The following is a 22,881-nucleotide window of genomic DNA, read 5'->3' on the forward strand; positions in this document are numbered from 1 at the left end:
CTTTTTCTTGTCTTTCCTTTCTACTACCCATCCCTTTTTCCTTTTTTCATCTTCTTTAATCGTTTTATCTAATTCTTCTAAAAAGTCCTTTATTATGTTTGCTCCTAATTCATCAGTCATTTTTTTAACTACATCAACAAGTTTTGTTAAATCCCATTCTTTTGATATAGTTTCCTCAACATTTTTTATTAATTTAGTAGTGAAATTTATTAAATGTTGTTGTATAATATTATTCAAAAGAGACACCCCCTTATTGGTTTGTGTGTTTTTTACTTTTATTTTATCACAGGGGTTGTCTCTTTTAAATTTTTGTCTTTTTTCGTCCTACAATAATTTTACACTATGATATTTACTTTTTATAAATCTCATTTATATAGTTACAAATTTCCTTGTAGAATAAAACAAAAGAAGTATCATCATCTTGATGTTCTAAAAAAGAATAAATATCAATTATATCTGACACATTTCTAAATTCTGATATTCTCATATTAGTTGAAGCATATTCCCCTTCAACCACAATAATTCCAATACCATTACAATGCTTGTTAGCTTCTTCAATAAATCTTATTATTTCAACATCATATTTAGGTAAAACATACGCATCTACACTTTTATCATCAAATATTGAAAGCACTGTATACATATCTTTATCCCCTTCCATATTATTATGAGACCTTTACTTTAATAAAAATTATAATAAATAATCACTTATATGTCAAATATATTCCTTTTTTGTAATATTTTGTATTTTATAGTATATAAAAAATATGCAATGGATTAAATAACATTGCTTATTTTTCAATCCTTTTTCTTAAAATAATTATTATTAAAAATCCTATAAAACAAAAAGGGAGTAAATACTTACCCCTCTTATTTCTATTAAACAAATATCTCATAGCAAATAAGTCTTATCTCTTTATTATTAATATCTTCATTATTTTTATCTATTTCTACATACGAAAGAATCTCGTCTAATTTATCTAAAAATTCCTCATCCGTTAGATTATCTATATTTAATTCCTTTAATTTCATAAGCGTGCCTTTGTGTAAGGGTTGCATTATCTTTTTTCTTCTTAATCTTTGTTCTGGTTTTATTCTACTTCTAAATTTTATATCTCCCAGCATATCTTCGATTCTTTCCATTATTTTTCTTTGTATTGGATCAATTTCTTTAATAGATGCCCTTACTTGTCTTAAATTGTTCTGAATATTCTCTACGTATTTTTCTCCTTCTTTTAAAATCCCTTCTATATCCCAATTTATATTTAATTTTAATGGTTTCCATCTTATTTTTTTACCATTTGATATAATACTATAAACTAAAGATTTATTGGATATAATTTGATTTGTAATAATGTCATAAAATAATAGATAATTTTCACTTCCTACCTTAAAAAACATAAATACTCCTTTATTTTTATCACTTCGAACAATAGAAAAAATTCCATCTTTTAAAGCTTTAACATAATTTCTAATACTATCATTTTGAATAATAAATTCGTTATAATCCTCCAGCATATATTCTTCTGAAGGAATTATTGATTCTCTTTCTTCCTCTAATTCATCCAATATATTAGAATCGTTACATTTTGCTAATTCCCTTAATTTTTCTATATTATCATTAAAAATCAAATCATTTATCCTTTCATCTTCTGAAATTATTTTATTTTCATTGCCGACGGTTTCATTTATATAATTAATTTTCTTTTCTAATCGTTCAACAAGGTTTAATATTTCTTCAAGTTTGTCATCAGGCATAAAATTATAAATATATATATCATCAAATTTAGTTGTAATTCTATCAATTCTTCCTTCCCTTTGAATAATTCTTACAGGATTCCATGTCAAATCATAATTTATAATAATATTGCAATCTTGCAAATTTTGTCCTTCAGATAGAACATCAGTAGAAATTAAAATATCAATTTCTTTATCATCATTATCTAACCTTGGATTAAAAGATGGTGAAAATCTGCTTATAATTTTTTCTTTTCTTCCACTTTTGCTATTTTCACTATCTATCTCTTCAACAATTCCAAAATCTGTATCTAATAAATTTTTATATAAATACCTTGCTGTATCGCTAAACTCTGTGAAAATAAGAACTTTTTTACCACGTAATTTTTCATTAATAAAATTTATTAAAGTTTGTAGTTTCATATCTTTATCCGCATCTATATTTCTAATTTTTTGCAAAATAAAATCAAAACTCTCGTAATCTTTTTCAAATAGTTCTTTTAATTTATCTATATCAGCATTATACTGACTTATATCGATCTTTATATTTTCATCTTCTATGTCAAAATCCTCAGAATTTAAATTTGCTAAAATATCTTTCTTACACAACAGATACCCTTTTTCAATTCCTCTTAATACCAACTCGCAATATTTTTTCTGTTTTTCTATCGAAATTCTAAATGCTTCTATTGAGCTTTCAAATCTTTTTAAAAAGATTGTTTTCATTAATGCTTTTGTAAACGCTTCCTGTTTCTCCGTTAATTTTTCTCTTGTTATAATTGGTAAATTTAAATTCTGTAAAATTTTGGATATTTCCTCAAAAATATTATATCCATATACATGAGCAATATTATAGTTTATCTTAAACAAATGTCTTTTAGGGAATTTAAATTCTTTTCCTTCATAATTCAACTTGTTTCCATATTTTTTCTTTATAAAAGTTCTACTTCTTCTTATCATTACTTCATTTAATATGTCCATTATTTTATTTTTATTACCTTCATAATCTCTAAATACTTCATAAATACTCTTAATCCCTAATTTATTCTTAAATTCATCATCTTTTAAAAATAATACAAGCAAATTATATAAGTCTTTTATAGAATTATTTATTGGTGTTGCTGTTAGTTGAATTACTTTTTTATCCATAATCACTTTAATTAACTCTTTATACCTATTTGCTGTTTCATTTCTAAAATTATGTGCTTCATCAATTATAATTACTTGAACATTTTCAAAATCTTTTTGTTCCACACCATCTCTTCCTATACTTTCTTGAGAAACTATTTTTATCGGTATTTGAAACTCATCTATTACAACTTCCCAATTTGATTTTAAAGATGCAGGACAAATTATCAAAGCATTCATCCTATTATTAATAAAATATCTTAATAAACCCTTTGCGATATATGTTTTTCCAAGTCCCACACTATCTGCAATTATTACTCCATTATAATTTTCAAGTATTTGTAATGCTCTTTTGACTGCAAATTTTTGAAATTCAGCTAAATCATCTAAATTAAATTTTATATCTTTATTTAAGAAATTATTATCCTTGTAAAATTCATATAATGTTTTTAATAAAATATCAAACGGAGAATAATCTAATTTTTCAACAGTTATATTTTCATCAATAATTCTTAAAAGATCTTCATTAAAATCTTCTGCTTCATTCCATATCCTTTTAAACCATTCTTTTACTTTTTCAACTTGAGATGGTTGCCTTAATACTGCATTGAGTTCCGTATTTGCTAAATTACCATCTCCCAATCCCCTTTTTGAAAAATTACTTGATCCAACAATTGCATAGCTTTCTTGCATTTCACCATTATATAAAACATCAAATATATATGCCTTTGAATGAAATTTATCCTTAACATATATCTTAAAATCTATTTTCCCTTGTTTTATTAATTCTGATAACTCATAGACGTTTATTTTTTGATCGTCATTTAAATATTTTATGTCTTTTTCTATTTCATTTTTTATATAGTATTTTTTCCTTAAATTATAACCTTCAGCAATTTCTTCAGCTGTTATCCTATCAGTTTCATCTCCAATAACAACATTGATTTTACAATTATCATTAATATTTTCTTTTACTAAATCAAACCCACTAATGTAGAAATAGCCGGTTGCCATTTCTACATTAGTAGCATACTTTAATAGCTTATTGATTGTATCTTTAAGAAAATGTTCTCTATTATCAATTATTTCTGGTATATTTGTTCCCATCCCATCACCTCAAATCTGGATTAATTCCATAAAGCTTATAAACAAATAAATCTACTTCTTCTTGAATTTCATTTAACATCTTTTCTGCTTCAACTTGTGGTATTTCACCATTAAATTGTTTTTTCTTAATTTCAATTGCTCTATCTACAATATTATCTACATAATTTAATTGTTCCTTATTAGGAATTATTACTGGAAGCTTTCTTATATCGTTTATTTGAACATTAACAGTATTATTTATAAAATCATGTTTTATTAAAAACAACAAATAAGAATTTATCAGTAATACTAAATATTTATCGTCGGTATTTTCAAAAATACTGAATAAACTCATACTCGCAACATCATATACACCGGCTTTTTTTAATCTTGTTTTTATATATTCACTATTAGGATTAAGAACATTTATCCAACAAAATCCTTCTCTAAAATAATACTCTCTATTTCTTACAACAGGCATACCTTTTCCACTTTTTCCTGAGTTTTTAATTAAAAAACTAACATTTTCTTTACTCCAATCAATATAATACGGAGTTTCTAAATACCATCTGTTTCCTTCTTTGTCTCCCTTATCATATGGAACAAAAGTTTTTTCACCTTCAATTCCATTTAACTTTTCTTCATCCGTGATCTTTTCTACATCTGCAATTTCATCTTTTGATACTATTCTATAAATATATCCCTGCCCAAATATGTCTCTATCAGTTACATCCTTAATTTTATCAAACAAATTCCTAATATCTTTTTCTCCTAATGAATTTAAATAATCTTTAACTTCTAACTTACTATTGATATTTTTGATCTCAGGAAAATACTTTATTATTTTCTTTTTTATCTTTTCATCAGTTATAATGCAATCATAAAATTTTTCAATTCGTGATTCTTTAACTTTTTCTGCGTATTTTGTCCCTTCTAATACACCGACAAACCTGCCATTATTACCTGTTGCAAGTCCTTGTCCTCCCTCTGTAATAAGACCAAGCAGTGTAATATCTCCTGGCTTTAATTTTTTTCTATATTCATCTATGGCACTATGATTTTTTACTATATCTTTACTTGTTGAAATTTTATCCCACCATTTTGTATAAAGTTCTTTCATAACTGGAATATATTTTTTATATATCTGCATATTTAATCCATCTGGTCTAAAAAATATATTCATAAGATTATCTCTATAAATTTTTATGTTCACATCATATATATTTACACCTTGTGCATTTTTTAAGTTTAAAAATGCATTTATGTCTGCCTTCCTTGCATCTATAAACGTCATCTTATAATCTGATTTTTTAATAGCATTTCTAACAATAAAAATAGCTGTATCTACTAATGCTTCAAATGCTTTAGGAGTATCAATTAAATATATCATATGTTTTTCTTGAAGTAATTGTCTCATATTCTGTTTCGTTTGTATAGTAAAAAATGTATTAGAAGTTATAAAAGCTAATATCCCATTCTTCTTTAATAACTGAAAGGCTCTATAAGTAAAATGGTTATACAAGTCATCTCTAAAACCATATACTTTTTGTAAACTATCTTTATACTCAAGTTTATTAACATCCTTTGTATTAACATAAGGTGGATTTCCTATTACAATATCGAATCCTCTCTCATCATTGTTAATAAAAACATCAGGAAAATTTAAGCACCATGAAAAATACATTTCTTTATTTTTTTCAAGGACTTTTATTACATCTTCTTCTGAGTTATATTTATTATTATCCTTTAAAATCTTCTTAATTAATTCAAATTCAAGATTATATATTCTTTCTTCCAATTTTTTCTTATCTGTTGTGGCATCAAAATATTTAGCAATTAACTGTTTTAAATTACTAAAAATATCATCATAAAAGTCAGGAAACATACTAACTTGATCTATGTTTTCACTATTTAATATTTTCTCGTCAAAATCTACGTCTTCAAATTTAGAAATCAAACTATTTCCCTGAACAATTTTATATGCTAAATTAGGCAATGGCTTCACATCTTCTATCGATTTAGCTTCATATTCTACAGCAAGTGAAAGCCAAAGTCTCAATCTTGCAATATCTATAGCGCCTTCTTGGATATCTACTCCAAACAAATTATTTTTTATTATTTCTTTTTTGGTCTCATAAAAGTCAATATGCTTATTAAAAACGTATAAATTTATTTTATACTTTATTAAAACTAAAAGCTGTAGCATCCCCAAAATAAAAGCACCTGAACCAACCGCTGGATCACAAATCTTTACTTTATTTAATAATCCTAATAATTCATATGCTTCTTCCATCGTTAGTTTAAATTTCTCACCATTTATTTCTTCACTAATCTTTTTTTGTTCATCTATTACAACTTTAATTTTTCCATATAAATTTTCATCTTCAAGGAAATTGATTAGATGTTCAATTTTTTCTTTATCAGTTACTTTAACCTTATTAAATAAATACTCCTTCAATGATTGTTTACACATAAAGCTAATAATTGGTCTTGGGGTATAAAAACTACCCGTCTTTTTTCGTTCTTGTACATTTATCATGTTTTCAAATATTCTACCTAATAATTCTGGATCAACTGCTATGTCTGTATCATATCCTAAATCTTCTCTTACAGTAAAATTATATTTATTTAATAGATTCTCAAATAACTCTTTAAAAACTTCATTACTTATGGAAATATTATTGCCTACTTCATACTTAGGATTTCGCTCAAATAATCCACCATTTAAATATGGAATACCTCTAAACTTCGGATTACATTCAATATCTGTTACGCTTTTAAAATTTTCATAAAGTTTTCTTGCTCTTTCAGATCTATTTTTAATCATACCAACGTCAAGGGGAGTGTTTAAACATTCAAAAAACAATGGTTCTAATATATCTTTATAATAATTTAACTTGTTTTCTTCACAATACACAAATCTATCATAAAGATAATCTTTTTTCCCATTTAGCCAACCTTTTTTTTGTATAAAATAAAGAAAAATCATTCTACTTATTATTAATACTGCATAATTTTTTTTGTTTTCATTATTATTAATACCTTTTATGTTATTTGATAAAAATTCGACTTGTTTTCTAAATTCGTCAAAAAACGATTTTGTAACCTTTTCTATGTCAAATGCCCTTTTATGTATTTCATATATATCCCAACTATCTATTATTTCTCTATTTTTTATGGATAATTCTTCTATAATTTCTTTATCGGTTGCAGTAACTCTGTTATCTTCTATATTCAGCCTTCTTATTTTAAGCTTACCTTTCTTTTCTCTGTGATAATGTAATAATGTTATTGTATTAAATGATGAATTGTAAAAAATCAACAAGTTGTATTCAAAAGGATTTGTCTTGTAAAATTTAAAAGCAATTTTATTCATTATATCAGTTCGAAGTTCTTCTAATTCAATAGCCCAAATTTTAAAGTCATAAGTATTGCTAATTAAGTGCATGTTTTTTATTTCTTCAAAGTTTAAATCATTCAAACTGGGATCAAAATTATAAATAGAGTTATCTTGGTAGCCTAAATTTAAAAAAATTTCTTTGATACTATTCAATGACGAAAAATCAATTTTCATATATTTGAACCTCCATTTTGCTATGTATTTTAATATTGTAAGTTTAATAAAAAATTTATATTAAAAATCAAATAATTAACACCTAATTTATTGTATAATTATAAAATTTTAATACACTTTCATATATATTGCTCTTAATAATAATTTTATCATATTTGTTTTGTAAATCATATAGAATCATGAGTTCTACTTTAAATTTGCACTTGTCTGTCTTTACTTATAAATTAATCGTGTTAACTTAAGGCTAAATTATAATCTAAAACTATAGTTGCTATTTTTCCATTTATATAGATGTAAATAGAAATAAGTTTCAACTGAACATGAAGAACAAAAAACATCTCTACAAAATCAAAAAGATTTATTCATCGATTATATCTCTAAAAAAGGATGGGATATATATGATTTCTATGTAGATATTGAATCAGGGACAACATCAAAACGTCCAAGTTTACAACGACTGATAAATGATGCTAAAAATAAAAAATTTGATGTTATTATGGCTAAAGAGCTATCAAGACTTGCAAGAAATGGTGAATTATCCTATCAAATTAAAAATATAGCACAAGCTAATAACATTCATATTATAACTCTTGACGGTGCAATAAATACTGTAGATTCAAATTCAAATATGTTCGGTATATACGCATGGTTATACGAAACAGAATCCCAAAATACCAGTAGAAGAATTAAAAGTGCAATTAAAATTAAATCTTCAAAAGGATATTTTACAAGTTCAATACCTCCTTATGGCTATTACTTAGAAAAAGGTAAATTGTATAAACGTAATGATAATACACCTGAAATTGTTCAAAGAATATTTAAAGAGTACCTTAGTGGGAAAGGATTTGACGCAATTGCAAGAAAATTATATGAGGAGGGAATTCCTACTCCATCACAAATTGCAGGGAAAGCTAATGCAAGTGATAAATGGCATGGTTCAACTGTCAGGGCTATTTTAGAAAATCCTCACTATGTAGGTGATCTTGTTCAAGGAAGAAGTGAAACAGTTAGTGTCACTTCTAAAAAAAGAAAATATAAATCTGAAAACGAATTCATTATTATAAAAAATACTCATGAACCTATCATATCCCGTGAAGAATTTTTAGCAGTACAGCAACTAATAAAATCAAGGAGACGAATTCGCCTTCAACAGCAAATTCATTTATTCACAAATATACTTTTCTGTGCTGATTGTGGACACGGAATGCACTATAAAAAGAATCGAAAAGGTTATATATGTGGTTCATATAATAAACATGGCAGTAAAGCATGTAATGAACATCTTATAAAAGAGGATGAATTAAAAACTATTATACTTAATGATATTAAAAGTTTAATATCAAAGTTGGATAATGAAAAATTTATTAAAACAATTGAGGTAAAAGTTAAAACTAATATAGATAAATTAGAAAAACAAGTTAAGAATTATAAAAAAGAAATAGAAAACTTAAAAGCACAAAAGAGAAAAGCACTTAATAAATTTATAAACGAAGAAATAAATAAAGAAGACTATGATATGTTTATATCTGAAACAAACAAAAAAATTAATAATTTAACTAAAGTTTTAGAAAAAAATCAAACAATAATAAATGATATTTCTAAAAACTTTTCACTCAAAGACTTAGATAACTTAAAAAATATGATAATAAATATAAAAGAACTAACACCTGATATATTGAATAGATTCATAGAAAGAATAGAAATAAAAGCAGATGGCACCCCAAAAATCTTTTATAGATTTTCGGGGGCATCTGTTTATTTTTCAGCTCTTTCTATCAACACACAGCACTCCACATGGGCCGTTTGAGGGAACATATCAACAGGCTGAACTTCAATTGTTTTATACCCCAATTTCTCTAGCAAATTTAAATCCCTTGCCAATGTTGACGGATCACAGGAAACGTAAACTATTCTTTTGGGATTGGCCTTTGCAATTGAATGAAGAAGCCTTTCATCGCAGCCTTTTCTCGGTGGGTCAACGACTACTACATCTGGAATAATTCCTTTTTCAATTAATTTCGGAATCACCTCTTCGCTCTTACCAACAATAAATTCAACGTTTTGCATATCATTTTCCCTTGCATTTTCCCTTGCATTTTTTATCGCTTCTTCTATTATTTCAACGCCGTAAACCTTTTTAGCCCTTTGTGCCAAAAATAGAGAAATGGTTCCTGTTCCGCAATAGGCATCAAAAACTATTTCATCTCCTGAAAGATTAGCATATTCAAGAGCTTTATTATATAAAACATTGGTTTGAACTGGATTTACTTGAAAAAAGGATAATGGGGAAATTCTAAATTTAAACTTTCCTATATAATCGGTTATATGATCTTGTCCCCAAAGCAAGATGTTTTTTTCTCCTAAAATAACATTTGTTATTTTGTTATTAATGTTTTGCACTATGCTTTTTAAAGCATCAATGTTTTTAACCATCAAATCTATAAATTCTTCTTTATAAGGTAGCTTACCTCCGTTTGTTACTATTACCACCATAACCTCTCCAGTTTCAAATGCCCTTCTAATCATTATGTGTCTTACTATTCCACTTCCATTTGTCTCATCGTAGGGTTCGATGTTATATTTATATATCCATTCCCTTGTCAAATTTACAACTTTATCAGCAACCTCATCTTGGATAAAGCATTCTTTTACATCGATTACCTCATGTGTTCCCTGCTTAAAAAATCCAATCTTAATTTCTCCATCTTCTCTTCTTATAGGAAGCTGCACTTTGTTTCTGTACCTAAGTGGTTTTTCCATTCCTATGGTTTTATGTATTTTAGCATCGGTTATTTTACCTATTCTATTTATAACATCTTCTACCCTTTCCCTTTTAAACTCTAATTGACCTTCATAATTCATATGCTGAATCTGACATCCGCCGCATGATTCATAGATTGGGCATATTGGATTTGTTCTATATTTTGATGGTTTTATTATCTCTATTAATTTAGCAAAGGCAAAGTTTTTCTGGACTTTTTCAACCTCAACTTTAACCCTTTCTCCCTTTAATGCTCCCTTAACAAAGATTGCAAAGTTTTCAATTCGTCCAACTCCTTCTCCTTGAAAACCCATGCCTGTTATATCAATATCATAAATTTTTCCGACTTCTACTGGAATATATTTAGCCATGTTCATCACCCTTTTTAATATTTTTCTTTTATATTTTATCAAAATAAAAGTATAAAATAAACAATAGTGAACCACATGAAAAATAAACACAAAAGTAACCTTTTCATCCAACAAAAAAATAGCACACCTTTAGGTGTGCAAAAATAGAATCAGTTGCCACTAATTCATTTTAATTATTGCCAATTTTTAAAAGTTTTATTCAACTATGCCGTAATATTAGCCTTGCCGCTAAATACCATTCCGTTTCTTGGAAGCATAGTAATGAGCGTTCCGTGTTTTATTATCTTAGTTGCACCTTCTGCTGCAACAATGATTGGTATACCATTGTTTATACATTCTACTGCAGCATCTGTAGTTAAACTCCCTTCTTCAACAATAACTCCTGCCGCCCTTTCAAGAACCGGCTGAATATATTCTTTTTGTAATTCCTTTGTAACTAATATGTTTCCTGTTTCAAGCAAATCATCTATATCTTTGTTTTGCATTACTACGCAAGCAGTTCCATATACTGGATTACCTACACCCTTACCTTGAACTAGGGTATCACCAACGATTGAAACCTTCATCATATTTGTAGTTCCGGTATATCCTACAGGAACTCCGGCTGCAATAACAACAAGGTCTCCCTTTGAAACAAGTCCTTTGTTTAGAGCTTCCTTAACTGATAAATCTATAACTGCATCGGCTGATTCCATTTTTGATGCAATTATCGGATATACTCCCCACACTATAGATAACTTTCTTGCAACATCGTCATAAGGAGTTGCAGCAATTATTTGGCATTTTGGTCTATATTTTGAAACCATTCTTGCAGTGTGGCCGGATTGAGTTGCTGTAATTATAGCTGAAGCATTAAGTTCTGCTGCTGCAGTTACTGTTGCAAGACTTATAGCATCAGGAACTGTATTTAACCTTTGTTTTGCTTTCTTTTCAAGAAGCATATCAAAGTTTAAAGCAGTTTCAGCCTTTTCTGCAATTCTTGCCATAGTCTTTACTGCTTCTAATGGGTATTTACCGTTTGCAGTTTCACCGCTTAGCATAATAGCATCCGTTCCATCAAAGATTGCATTTGCAACATCGGTAACCTCTGCCCTTGTTGGTCTTGGATTTCTAATCATGGAATCTAACATCTGTGTCGCTGTTATAACAGGCTTTCCTGCTTTATTTGCCTTTTCAATTAACATCTTTTGCACTAAAGGAACATCTTCCGCAGGAATTTCTACTCCTAAATCACCACGGGCAACCATTATTCCATCTGCAAGCTTTAATATGTCATCAATATTATCAAGTCCCTCTTGATTTTCAATCTTAGCTATGATTTGAATGTTTTGTCCTCCAAACTTTTCTAAAACTTTTCTTATTTCAAGAACATCTGAGGGCTTTCTTACAAAGGATGCCGCAATATAGTCTATTCCCATTTCAATGCCAAACTTAATATCTGCAATATCCTTTTCAGTTAAAGCAGGAAGGTTAATCTTAACATTAGGAAGGTTAACTCCCTTATGGTTTCCAACAGGACCACTGTTTAAAACCCTGCAGTGAATATCTTGTCCTTCTATTCTTTCCACTAAAAGCCCTATAAGACCGTCGTCTATAAGAATTGTATCTCCTATCTTTACATCCTCATGTAATTTTTCATAGGTTACAGAACAAATAGTATTGTCTCCTTCAATTTGTCTTGTGGTAACTATATATTCCTGACCTTCAACAAGTTCAACTTTTCCGCCTTTAAAATTACCCGTTCTAATCTCAGGCCCCTTAGTATCTAATATTATCGCTATAGGTTTTCCAAGTTCTTCTCTTAACTTTTTAATAAGCACAATTCTTCTTCCATGTTCTTCATGATCTCCATGTGAAAAATTAAGCCTTGCAGCATTCATCCCAGCGTCAATAAGTTTTCTTAACATTTCTTCGTTTTCACTTGCAGGACCTATTGTGCAAACAATTTTTGTTTTTCTCATACCTTCAACCCCTTAAAATGATAATATTTTTGCAAGTTCATACATATAATCATCGCTTTTCTTTTTCATAGAAAGAGCTTCTACAATATCCATGTCGATAATCTTGCCGTCCCTTATTCCTACAACTCTTTGGCTCTTTCCTTCAAGTAATAACTCAACTGCCCTTGCACCCATCTTTGATGCAAGTATTCTATCAAATGCTGTAGGACTTCCTCCTCTTTGGATATGCCCTAATTTAGTAGCCCTTGTTTCTATTCCTGTAATCTCTTCAATCTTCTTTGCCAAATCCTCTGCTCCTCCAACGCCTTCTGCTAAAATTATCAAACTATGCATCTTACCCTTTGCTTTGCTTTCAATAATAGTTCTGCATAGTTCATTAAAATCATATGGCTGTTCAGGTATGATTATGCTTTCGGCTCCACCGGCAAGCCCAGCATAAAGGGCAATATCGCCACATCGTCTTCCCATAACTTCAACAATTGACACCCTTTCATGGGAAGTTGATGTATCCCTTAGTTTATTTATAGCATCCAAAACTGTGTTAACTGCTGTATCAAATCCGATTGTATAATCAGTATAGGCAAGGTCATTATCTATAGTTCCAGGAATGCCAACAACTTTAACGCCATGCTCGTTTGATAGTTTCATAGCTCCTGTAAAGGAACCATCCCCACCAATTACAACTAGTCCTTCTATTCCAAAAACCTTTAATACGTTGTAGGCCTTTTTTCTTCCTTCTTCTGTTCTAAACTCTTCGCTTCTTGCAGTTCTTAATATAGTTCCTCCTCTTTGAATTATGTCAGAAACACTTGAAGATGTCATTTCAAATATTTCTCCATTTATTATTCCATTATAGCCTCTTTGTATTCCCATTACTCTTAAACCATTAGCAAGTCCTGTTCTTACAACTGCCCTTATGGCTGCATTCATTCCTGGTGCGTCTCCACCGCTTGTTAATACTCCGATGGTTTTCATATATTTTGACCTCCTTTGTCCATACGGGACAAGCATTGTCCCACTTTTAGAATAATTGATCTATATGTTATGTATTTTTACCTTTCCCCAACGTATTACAACAAAACATAATATTTTCTAGACAAAAAAATATTTTATTTTACTTTAAATTTAAAATCAATACTTTTAAATAATTTTAACACTCTTTTTGTTATATAACAATAATAATTTTAGTATAACTGCCTAAAGGCAGTTATACTACTTTAATATTATCTTCTCCAAATTCACTTTTTAAAATCCCTATAAGCTCATCATTGACCTCTACCCAAAGTTCCCTCGAAGCCATTAGGATCTTCTTTGAATCCTTTAAAACTATATAGATTGGTGTAAGGCCTTTAAATTTAATTATCTCAGGCTTTATTCTTTCTATTTGTTTTTTCCATTCCTTATCATCAAGTCTAATATATAATTTATTGATCGTCTTTTCATATCCCCTTAACTGTTCTATCTCCTCTGCAATTATCTTAGGCTGTTCCTCTTCCTTTATCGATACTCGTCCTTTAACTATAACTATATTGTCCTCCATGATAATCTTGCTACATTTTTGATACGTCTTTGGGAAAACCAATACTTCGATAGTTCCATTCATATCCTCAATTTTTATAAATGCCATTATTTCATTGTTTCTTGTAGATTTAATGCTTATATTTGTTATTATTCCACCTATGACAACCCTCTGACCATCTTCAACCTTAACATCTATATGGTCATGATCCTCCGCACTGATTGAATATATTTCAGAAATTTTAGTGTTAGTTAAAAGCTCTAATTGTTTTTCTAAGTCTTGAAGCGGATGCCCACTTATATAAAGGCCAAGCATTTCCTTTTCCATCGCAAGAAGATATTTTTTATCAAATTCTTTGATATCCTCAAAATCATCCTTTTTAAGGTTTACAAGTTCCTTTTGGAAAAAACCAATTTGCCCATCTATAACTTGCTTTTTTTCACTTAATATTGAATCAATAACCTTTTCATAATTATTCATTAAGACTGAACGTTTTAGTCCTAGGCTGTCAAAGGCTCCTGCCTTTATCAAACTTTCTATAGTTTTTTTATTAACTTCAGATAAATTAACCCTTTCGCAAAAATCTCTAAAGCTTTTAAAATCTCCATCCCTTTCCCTGGCTTCAATAATTGATTTTATTGCTCCTTCACCTACGTTTTTAATCGCAACCAATCCAAATCTTATCTTATCTCCTTCTACCGAAAAATTCTCAAAGCTTTTGTTTATATCCGGTGGCAGAACAGTTATATTCATCCTCCTGCATGCATTTATATAAAAGGCTATTTTATCTGAATTTCCCATTACGCTTGTTAAAAGGGCCGTCATAAACTCAACAGGATAGTATCTTTTCATAAAGGCAGTCTGATATGCAACAACTGCATAGGCTGCTGCATGGGACTTGTTAAAGGCGTAACTTGCAAAATCCATCATAATATCAAATATCTTATTGGCAACCTCAAGGCTTACCCCATTCCTTAAGGCCCCAGGGACGATAATATTTCCTTTATCATCTTTTAAACCATAAATAAAATTTTCCCTTTCCTTCTCCATAACGTCATGCTTTTTCTTTGCCATAGCCCTTCTTACAAGGTCCGATCGTCCTAGTGAGTATCCTGCTATATCCCTTACTATTTGCATAACCTGCTCTTGATATACTATACATCCATAGGTAACATCAAGAATAGGTCTTAATTTTTCATCAATATATTTAATGTCTTCAGGATTGTTTTTATTTTTTATATACTCAGGAATTTGATCCATAGGTCCTGGTCTATATAGGGAAATCCCGGCAATAATATCCTCAAGGCTTGATGGTTTTAATTCCTTCATAAAATTTGTCATTCCTGAAGATTCAAGCTGGAATACTCCTTCTGTCTTTCCTTGTGATATCATTTCATAAACGCTTTGGTCTTCAAAATCGATACTGTCAAGGTCTACCTTTATTCCTTTATTTTTATAAACCAAGTCTACAGCATCCCTTAATACAGTTAAGGTTCTAAGACCCAAAAAGTCCATCTTTAAAAGTCCAAGTTCCTCTAAAATAGTCATTGGAAACTGTGTTGTTATCGTATCTTCATTTTTCGTAAGTGGAACATATTCTACTAATGGCGCAGAGGATATTACAACGCCTGCAGCATGGGTTGAGGAATGCCTTGGTAGTCCTTCTAAAGAGCGGGCAATGTCAATAAGATGCCTTATTCTTTCGTTGTTTTCATATTCTCCCTTTAGCTCGGGATTTAATTCCAAAGCCCTATCTATGGTCATTCCAAGCTCCATAGGAATCATTTTAGCTATAGTATCTACTTCAGCATAAGAATAGTTAAGAGCTCGTCCTACATCTCTAATTACAGCCCTTGCAGCCATGGTTCCAAAGGTAATAATTTGTGAAACCCTATCCTCTCCATACTTTTTAAAAACATAATCTATAACTTCCTGTCTTCTTTCGTAGCAAAAGTCAGAATCTATATCCGGCATGCTAATCCTTTCGGGATTCAAAAATCTTTCAAAAAGAAGATTATATTTAATTGGGTCAATCTTTGTAATACCTAATGTGTATGCAACAATAGAACCTGCTGCAGAACCTCTACCCGGTCCCACCATTATATTGTTTTCCCTTGCAAATCTTATAAAGTCCCAAACTATCAAAAAGTAATCCACATATCCCATTTTTTCAATTACTTCAAGCTCATAATTTAATCTGTTGATAACTTCCTTTGACGGTTCTTTATATCTTTCATAAAGGCCATTAAAGCATAATTCTCGTAAATACACATTTGCTTCCTTTCCATCAGGAACATCAAATTTAGGAAGCTTTGGCTTGTTAAATTCAAGTTCAACATTGCACCTTTCTGAAATTTTTATAGTATTTTCTATAGCTTCAGGGACAAAGTCAAAAAGCCTTTTCATCTCCTCAGGAGATTTTAAGTAAAATTCATCTGTTGGAAATTTCATTCTATCCTCATCATCAATTGTCTTCCCCGTTTGAATACATAAAAGGATTTCATGGGCAACTGCATCCTCTTTATTGACATAATGAACGTCGTTAGTTGCTACAAGTGGAATTCCTGTTTCTTTTGAAAGATCAATTAATTTTTCATTTACAGTCCTTTGCTCCTCTATACCATGATCTTGAAGTTCTAAATAAAAGTTGCCCCTTCCAAAAATATCTTCAAGCTCTAGAGCTATTCTCTTTGCGTCTTCATAGCGTCCTTTTAATAGTAAATCCTGAACTTCACCAGCAAGGCAAGCCGATAAGGCTATAATGCCCTTTGAATATTTTTTAAGAAGCTCTTTATCAACCCTTGGTTTATAGTAAAATCCTTCTAGGGCAGCCTTTGAAACTATCTTCATTAAATTTTTATAGCCTTCATTATTCTCAGCTATCAAAACCAAATGATAATATTCATTATCTATGCCTGCCACTTTATCCGTCATCTTCCTTGGAACAACATAAACTTCGCATCCTAATATAGGCTTAATCCCAACTTCTCTGCAGGCCTTATAAAAATCAATAACACCGAACATTGCTCCGTGGTCTGTGATGGCAAGTGATGGCATTCCATATTCCTTTGCCTTTTTTACTATATCCTTTATCCTCGATGAGCCATCCAACAAACTATATTCTGTATGAACATGAAGATGAACAAAACTCATCTTCATTCACCTACTTTCTAAAAATTCTTGTGCTCAAAAGAGCCTTGGCAATTATCTCTTTATCATCCTCTGAAATCATTTCAACTTCAACCTTAGAATAGTTTTTGCTACTATCGATGCAACGTGCATAAACAGCTATATTAGTATCCAGTTGAACTGGTTTCATATAATAAACAGTAAATGAATCTACCGAGATATTAATATTATTATTGTATTTAAGAGCCATTAAACCTAATGTTGACATAATTAATGACAATGTATTCCAGCTTGCTGTTCCAAGTGGGCTTAACATTTCAGGCAATATTTTACCAACATATTTAAAACCATTATCTATTTCTTCAAAATTGAAATTTTTTAAAATCATGTCATCAATAGTTTCCCCTATCTGTGGTTGTCCGCTAATTTGCTGCAGCGCTGCAACTATATCTTGTCTACTGACCATACCTACAAGGCGCTTTCCTTCGACAACCGGCAAATACTTTACCCCATCCCAAATGGTAAGATGAGCAGCATATGCTACTGATGTCTTGTTGGTTACAAATATTACATTTTTATTCATAAATTTATTAACCTTTTCATAGTCAAAACCATCATGAGGTAAATCGTTTACTGAAATAACCCCAACTAATTTTTGGTGTTCATCAACAACAGGAAGTAAGTCATAATTAGCTTCCTTTATAATTCTTCTAGTTTTTCCTACATCATCTTGTGTTGTAACAAATGCAACATCTGTTTTCATTATGTCTTCAACAAGGATGATATCCTTTTTGATTAGATTTTCCGCTAATGCCTTATTTATAAGGGCAGCCGTTGTAAAGGTATCATAGGAACATGATATTATAGGCAGCTGCTTTTGATTGGCGTATTGCTTTATCTCATCGCTACATCCAAAGCCTCCTGTTATAAGGACAGCGCATTCTTTGTCAAGAGCTAATTTCTGAGCTTCTTCTCTATTACCTACTATTAACAAATTACCCGGGGACATATATTTTTCCATAGCATCAATAGTCATAGCACCAATCATAAATTTGTTTAATGTTTTATGGAGTCCCTCTCTTCCACCTAATACCTGTCCATCGACGATGTTCACAACTTCAGCATAGGTTAGTTTCTCTATATTTCTTTTAGTCATTTTTTCTATTCTAACTGTTCCAATTCTTGGAACAGCACTAACAAGCCCCATATTTTCTGCATCTTTTATTGCCCTGTAGGCTGTCCCTTCGCTAACATTAAGTTCATTTGCTATGGTTCTTACTGAAATCTTTGTCCCAATCTTTAAATTTGTAATATACTTAATAATCTCTTCATGTTTTGTCATGCCATCAACTCCTATTCATCCCTTAACTCCTCTGCTATCTTTTCTATTTTTCTCAATCTATGGTTGATTCCCGATTTTCCTATTGGTGGATTTAACATTTGCCCTAATTCCTTTAATGATATATCTGGATAATTTAATCTAAGTTCTGCAACCTCCCTTAAATTTGGTGGAAGCTTTTTAAGTCCTATCTTTTCCTCTATTAGTTTTATGGATTCTATTTGCCTTACAGCAGCATCGACAGTTTTATTTAGATTAGCAGTTTCACAGTTAACTAGTCTATTAACATTATTTCTCATCTCTTTATATATTCTTACATTTTCAAGTTCTAACAGAGCATTATGAGCTCCAATGATATTTAAAAGATCTATTATTTTATCCCCTTCTTTGATATAAACCACATAGCTGTTTTTTCTTAAAATTATTTTTGCACCTAAATCAAAGGAGTTTAGAAGCTTCATTACATCTTCAGCTAGCTCTTGATTGTTTGATACAAATTCTAAATGGTAAGTTTTTTCAGGGTTACTTATTGAACCTGATGCCAAAAATGCACCTCGCAAAAATGCCTTCTTGCAGCAGCTTTTTTTAATTAAATCCACGTTAATTTTATTATTAAACCCTATGGTGCCATCATGATATTCCTTTAAAACACCTAAACTTTTTAAGATCTCATTGGAATTCATATCTGCAGAAACAACCACATAGTAAATATTATTTTTCTTTAATATATTATTTTTCTTTACCATTACATCTGCATGGACATCAAAAAGAGATTTTAATAGAGAAAAAATCCTTCTTGCAATAGCAGGGTTTTCAGTTGTAACCTTAAAGCTTAGCCCCTGTTTTGCATTTATATTAATACTGCCGCTTAATTTAATAATTGCTGCAAGCTCAGCCATTTGGCAGCACTTCTTTTCATCAATAATTCTACTCAGTTCATTTTTTACTTCGGCAGAAAAAGACACCGTTACACCTCCTGCTTTCTCATCCTTATTCTTTCTGATAAATAAAAATAATCTACTATTCTCTTTTTATCCTTTGGGAAAACCTGCTTTAAGATAATTTTCATTATTGTTTCTGCAAGCTTTTTTGTGTTATGTCTTAAATACCCATATTTGTTAATATCAACAAGATCCTCTTCGATAACCTTAATATTTTCCGGTAAGTTTTTAATATCATTAACCACCATATATTGTCCATCTTTTTTATACTTTTCATAATAAAATTCCGGGACTTTACCGTTATTTGCAATAACAAATTCTACAAGGCCTTTACCACAATGTTTTTCAATGGCTTTAACATGCTCAGATAGAGTATAATCATCCGTTTCACCAGGTTGGGTCATAATATTAGATACATATATTTTTATAGCCTTTGACTTTTTTATCCTTTCCGCTATTTCTTTTATAACTAAATTAGGCAAAACGCTTGTATAAAGACTTCCAGGCCCAATTACAATACAATCAGCATTTTCAATAGCAACTAGCGCCTCTTCAAGGGGCTTGGGATTAATTGGCTCTAGAAAAACCTTATCGATTTTTGAACTTCTTTCTAAAACCTCATAAGGGATTTTAGATTCTCCCTTTATTATAGTTCCGTCATCAAGCTTAGCACACAGAATAACATTCTCCAAAGTAACAGGATAAACCTTTCCTTGAACAGCAAGGACATCGCTCATCTTTTTAATTGCTTCAAGGAAGTTACTTGAAATACCATTCATAGCAGCTATAAATAAATTTCCAAAACTTTGACCCTTTAAATCTCCATCCTTAAACCTATACTGCATTAGCTCCTCCATAAGAGGCTCAGTATTTGCTAATGCAACAAGACAATTTCTAATATCCCCTGGCGGTAGCATTCCTAAAGACTCCCTTAAAATTCCGCTTCCTCCACCATCATCAGCTACAGTAACAATTGCCGTTATATTTGATGTATATTCCTTAAGTCCCCTTAGCATAGTAGATAGTCCTGTTCCCCCACCAATCGCGACTATCCTTGGCCCTCTTATAAGAAGTCTTTGTTCATAGAGCTTTTCCTGAAAGTTTTTCTTTAGGCCATTTGATGTATTACATCCAACCAAAATAAGCATATTTTTAATTAGTAATTTTAACGAAACATAAAGTAAGATAATCCCAAGAATAATTATTAAAACGTTATAAAACGAATATATATTAAAATTATTTCTCATAATTAAAATATTTGAAAGTCCATAAGCTAAAATAAATAACCCAAGTCCCCCAAGAAATACCCATCTTTTTAATTTAAGTCCAGGTCTAAACCAATCCCAAAAACTCATTTTCCTACCTCTCCTGATACATCCTTAGAAATATCTCTATGATTTATTAAAACAGTATGCCCATTGTCCTTGAGTCTTTTATAAACTTCACTTGCAAGAACTACAGATCTATGCCTTCCCCCTGTGCATCCGATTGCTATGACTAACCTTGACTTTCCTTCTTTTATATAGTTAGGTATTAAAAACTCAAATAAATCAGTTACTTTTTCTAAAAATTCTTTTGCTTCGGCGCTACTTAAGACATATTCCCTTATATTTTCTTCTAATCCTGAAAATCTTTTTAATTCTTCTATATAATATGGATTTGGCAAAAATCTAACATCAAATACTATATCTGCATCAATAGGTATACCATATTTAAATCCAAAGGATTGAACAGAAATCACAAGACTTTCAAAGTTTTCTCCACTTACAAAGATCCTTTCAAGTTCTTCCCTTAGCTGTCTTGGCAAAAGATCCGATGTGTCTATAATATGCTTTGCTTGTTTTTTTACCTCATTGAGCTTTAACCTTTCTTTTCTTATGGCTTCAAATATGTTTCCGTCATGAGCTAAAGGATGATTTCTTCTTGTTTCTTTATATCTCTTTACCAGTATCTCATCCTTTGCCTCTAGGAATAATATTTCATAATTATAACCCATACTTTGCAACAACTTTAACGCCATGAAAAGATCATTAAAGAATTCTCTTCCTCTAATATCAACAACTATTGCTATTTTTTCAATCTTGCCACCTGTTTGATAACATATTTCAGCAAATTTGGGTATAAGGGCAGGCGGAAGATTATCTATGCAGAAAAATCCAAAATCCTCTAAAAATCTTATAGTCTGAGATTTTCCAGCACCTGATAGACCTGTTACTATAACAAAATTCATTTAAAATCCCCCTCAAGATTCAATATTTATTATTCTATCAAATGGCAACCCGGCTCTTAATGCTATTGCTATCCCATCATCGACTTTGCCAACATCCTTAGGTTTATGGGCATCACTGTTGATAACAAAGTTAACGTTTTCCTTCATAGCTATTTTAACATAATCAACATTTAAAAATCCATGGCTGCTATTAATTTCTAAAAGCGTCCCCTTTTCTGCAGCAGCCTTTGCAATCTCACGAGTATCTATATCAACCTTAGCACCTGGATGTGTGATTATATCAATATTATAATTTTTTATGGCCTTTACCATAGCAATTGTATTGGTTATTCTAGCATCTCTTTGAAGAATGGGAACTATCCTAGACAGCTTATTTTTAAAATAAAGCTCCCTCCAATCCCTTACTCCTTTAAAAAAGGCTCCATTATGAAAACCTGCAAGAAGAACATCTAAAAGCGATATGACCTCATCATCAACATCCAGCTCTCCATCGACACTAATTATATTAGCCTCAATTCCAAGAAGTATTTCAATTTCTTTAAATTCTGTTTTTAGCCTCTCAATTTCATCCCTCATTTTATACAAATCCTTTTTGTTAACCCCATAAAGCCAATGTCCAGGTCCATGATCGGCTATAACTATCTTTTTTAATCCCTTATTTATTGCCTCAACAATATTATCCCTAATACTACCTTTTCCATGACTATATTTCGTATGAGTATGATAATCCGCTATAACCCTCATATTCATCCTCCGTATAAGCAAATTACATTAATTATTATATCACATTTTTATTACAAAAATTATATAAATTAAGGCATGTAAGGTTAAGACTTACATGCCTCAGACTGTTGAAAAAGTTATATTTTGATAAGCCCCGTGAAGGATTTCCCTGGCATTCGCTCATTTCGCTAAGCAATTCTAAGCTTTTCTTTGTTTTCAAAAGTCCTACCCTCGTGAGCCGACATCCGTGTCGGCCACTCGGCTCTGCACGTCCGTGTGCAGAATTACGGACTTTTGAAAAGTCGAAAAGCAAGAATTGCTAGAGCTCATGAGAGATGCCTTTTTGAAATCCATTCACGGGGCTCTTGCAAAGTCTAAACAC

Annotated in this window: 14 protein-coding genes; 1 reads left to right on the forward strand and 13 read right to left on the reverse strand. The window is 30.5% G+C overall.

Annotated features, from left to right (window positions below; translation table 11 throughout):
* The 4 genes from Q3V94_RS07710 to Q3V94_RS07725 form a co-directional block, all read right to left on the reverse strand.
* The coding region (locus tag Q3V94_RS07710; protein ID WP_303526603.1) for a UPF0236 family transposase-like protein at positions 1-246 on the reverse strand (246 nt) is incomplete at its 3' end.
* A 103-nt stretch (positions 247-349) separates the two neighbouring features.
* Positions 350-643 carry a hypothetical protein gene (locus tag Q3V94_RS07715; RefSeq protein ID WP_040306248.1) on the reverse strand — a complete coding sequence of 98 codons (294 nt, stop codon included), beginning with the start codon at positions 641-643 and terminating at the stop codon, positions 350-352.
* 236 nt (positions 644-879) lie between these two features.
* The gene (locus Q3V94_RS07720) at positions 880-3,972 is read right to left on the reverse strand and encodes an SNF2-related protein (protein WP_303526605.1); all 3,093 of its coding nucleotides are present in this window, start codon (positions 3,970-3,972) and stop codon (positions 880-882) included.
* Positions 3,973-3,976: 4 nt separating this feature from the next.
* Positions 3,977-7,525: a DNA methyltransferase gene (locus Q3V94_RS07725; RefSeq protein ID WP_303526608.1), complete on the reverse strand. Its 3,549-nt coding sequence runs from the start codon at positions 7,523-7,525 to the stop codon at positions 3,977-3,979.
* A gap of 364 nt (positions 7,526-7,889) precedes the next feature.
* Between Q3V94_RS07725 and Q3V94_RS07730 the strand changes: the two genes are divergently transcribed.
* Positions 7,890-9,332: a recombinase family protein gene (locus tag Q3V94_RS07730; protein WP_303526629.1), complete on the forward strand. Its 1,443-nt coding sequence runs from the start codon at positions 7,890-7,892 to the stop codon at positions 9,330-9,332.
* Here Q3V94_RS07730 and rlmD read toward each other — a convergent pair.
* The 9 genes from rlmD to Q3V94_RS07775 form a co-directional block, all read right to left on the reverse strand.
* Positions 9,281-10,657, reverse strand: coding sequence for a 23S rRNA (uracil(1939)-C(5))-methyltransferase RlmD (rlmD, locus tag Q3V94_RS07735; protein ID WP_303526610.1), 1,377 nt, complete (start codon positions 10,655-10,657; stop codon positions 9,281-9,283). The genes Q3V94_RS07730 and rlmD overlap by 52 nt on opposite strands.
* 203 nt (positions 10,658-10,860) lie before the next feature.
* On the reverse strand, positions 10,861-12,618 hold the full coding sequence (gene pyk / locus Q3V94_RS07740) for a pyruvate kinase (RefSeq protein ID WP_303526612.1): 1,758 nt from the start codon (positions 12,616-12,618) through the stop codon (positions 10,861-10,863).
* A gap of 12 nt (positions 12,619-12,630) precedes the next feature.
* Positions 12,631-13,593: a 6-phosphofructokinase gene (gene pfkA, locus Q3V94_RS07745; RefSeq protein WP_303526614.1), complete on the reverse strand. Its 963-nt coding sequence runs from the start codon at positions 13,591-13,593 to the stop codon at positions 12,631-12,633.
* A 232-nt stretch (positions 13,594-13,825) separates the two neighbouring features.
* Complete coding sequence (locus tag Q3V94_RS07750) at positions 13,826-17,296, reverse strand: DNA polymerase III subunit alpha (RefSeq protein WP_303526616.1); 3,471 nt, start codon at positions 17,294-17,296, stop codon at positions 13,826-13,828.
* 4 nt (positions 17,297-17,300) lie between these two features.
* Positions 17,301-18,608: a DRTGG domain-containing protein gene (locus tag Q3V94_RS07755; protein ID WP_303526618.1), complete on the reverse strand. Its 1,308-nt coding sequence runs from the start codon at positions 18,606-18,608 to the stop codon at positions 17,301-17,303.
* A gap of 11 nt (positions 18,609-18,619) precedes the next feature.
* Entirely contained in the window at positions 18,620-19,570 is a 951-nt protein-coding gene (gene whiA / locus Q3V94_RS07760; protein ID WP_303526620.1) for a DNA-binding protein WhiA, read from the reverse strand.
* A gap of 2 nt (positions 19,571-19,572) precedes the next feature.
* Entirely contained in the window at positions 19,573-20,901 is a 1,329-nt protein-coding gene (gene yvcK, locus Q3V94_RS07765) for a gluconeogenesis factor YvcK family protein (protein ID WP_303526622.1), read from the reverse strand.
* A complete protein-coding gene (rapZ, locus tag Q3V94_RS07770) occupies positions 20,898-21,776 on the reverse strand; it encodes an RNase adapter RapZ (protein ID WP_303526624.1) in 879 nt (292 codons plus the stop codon). The genes yvcK and rapZ overlap by 4 nt, the downstream gene beginning before the upstream one ends.
* 12 nt (positions 21,777-21,788) lie before the next feature.
* Positions 21,789-22,520: a PHP domain-containing protein gene (locus Q3V94_RS07775; RefSeq protein ID WP_303526626.1), complete on the reverse strand. Its 732-nt coding sequence runs from the start codon at positions 22,518-22,520 to the stop codon at positions 21,789-21,791.
* Positions 22,521-22,881: the final 361 nt, after the last annotated feature.

Origin of the sequence: Caloramator sp. CAR-1 (assembly GCF_030546345.1) — a bacterium.
GTDB lineage: Bacteria > Bacillota > Clostridia > Clostridiales > Caloramatoraceae > Caloramator > Caloramator australicus.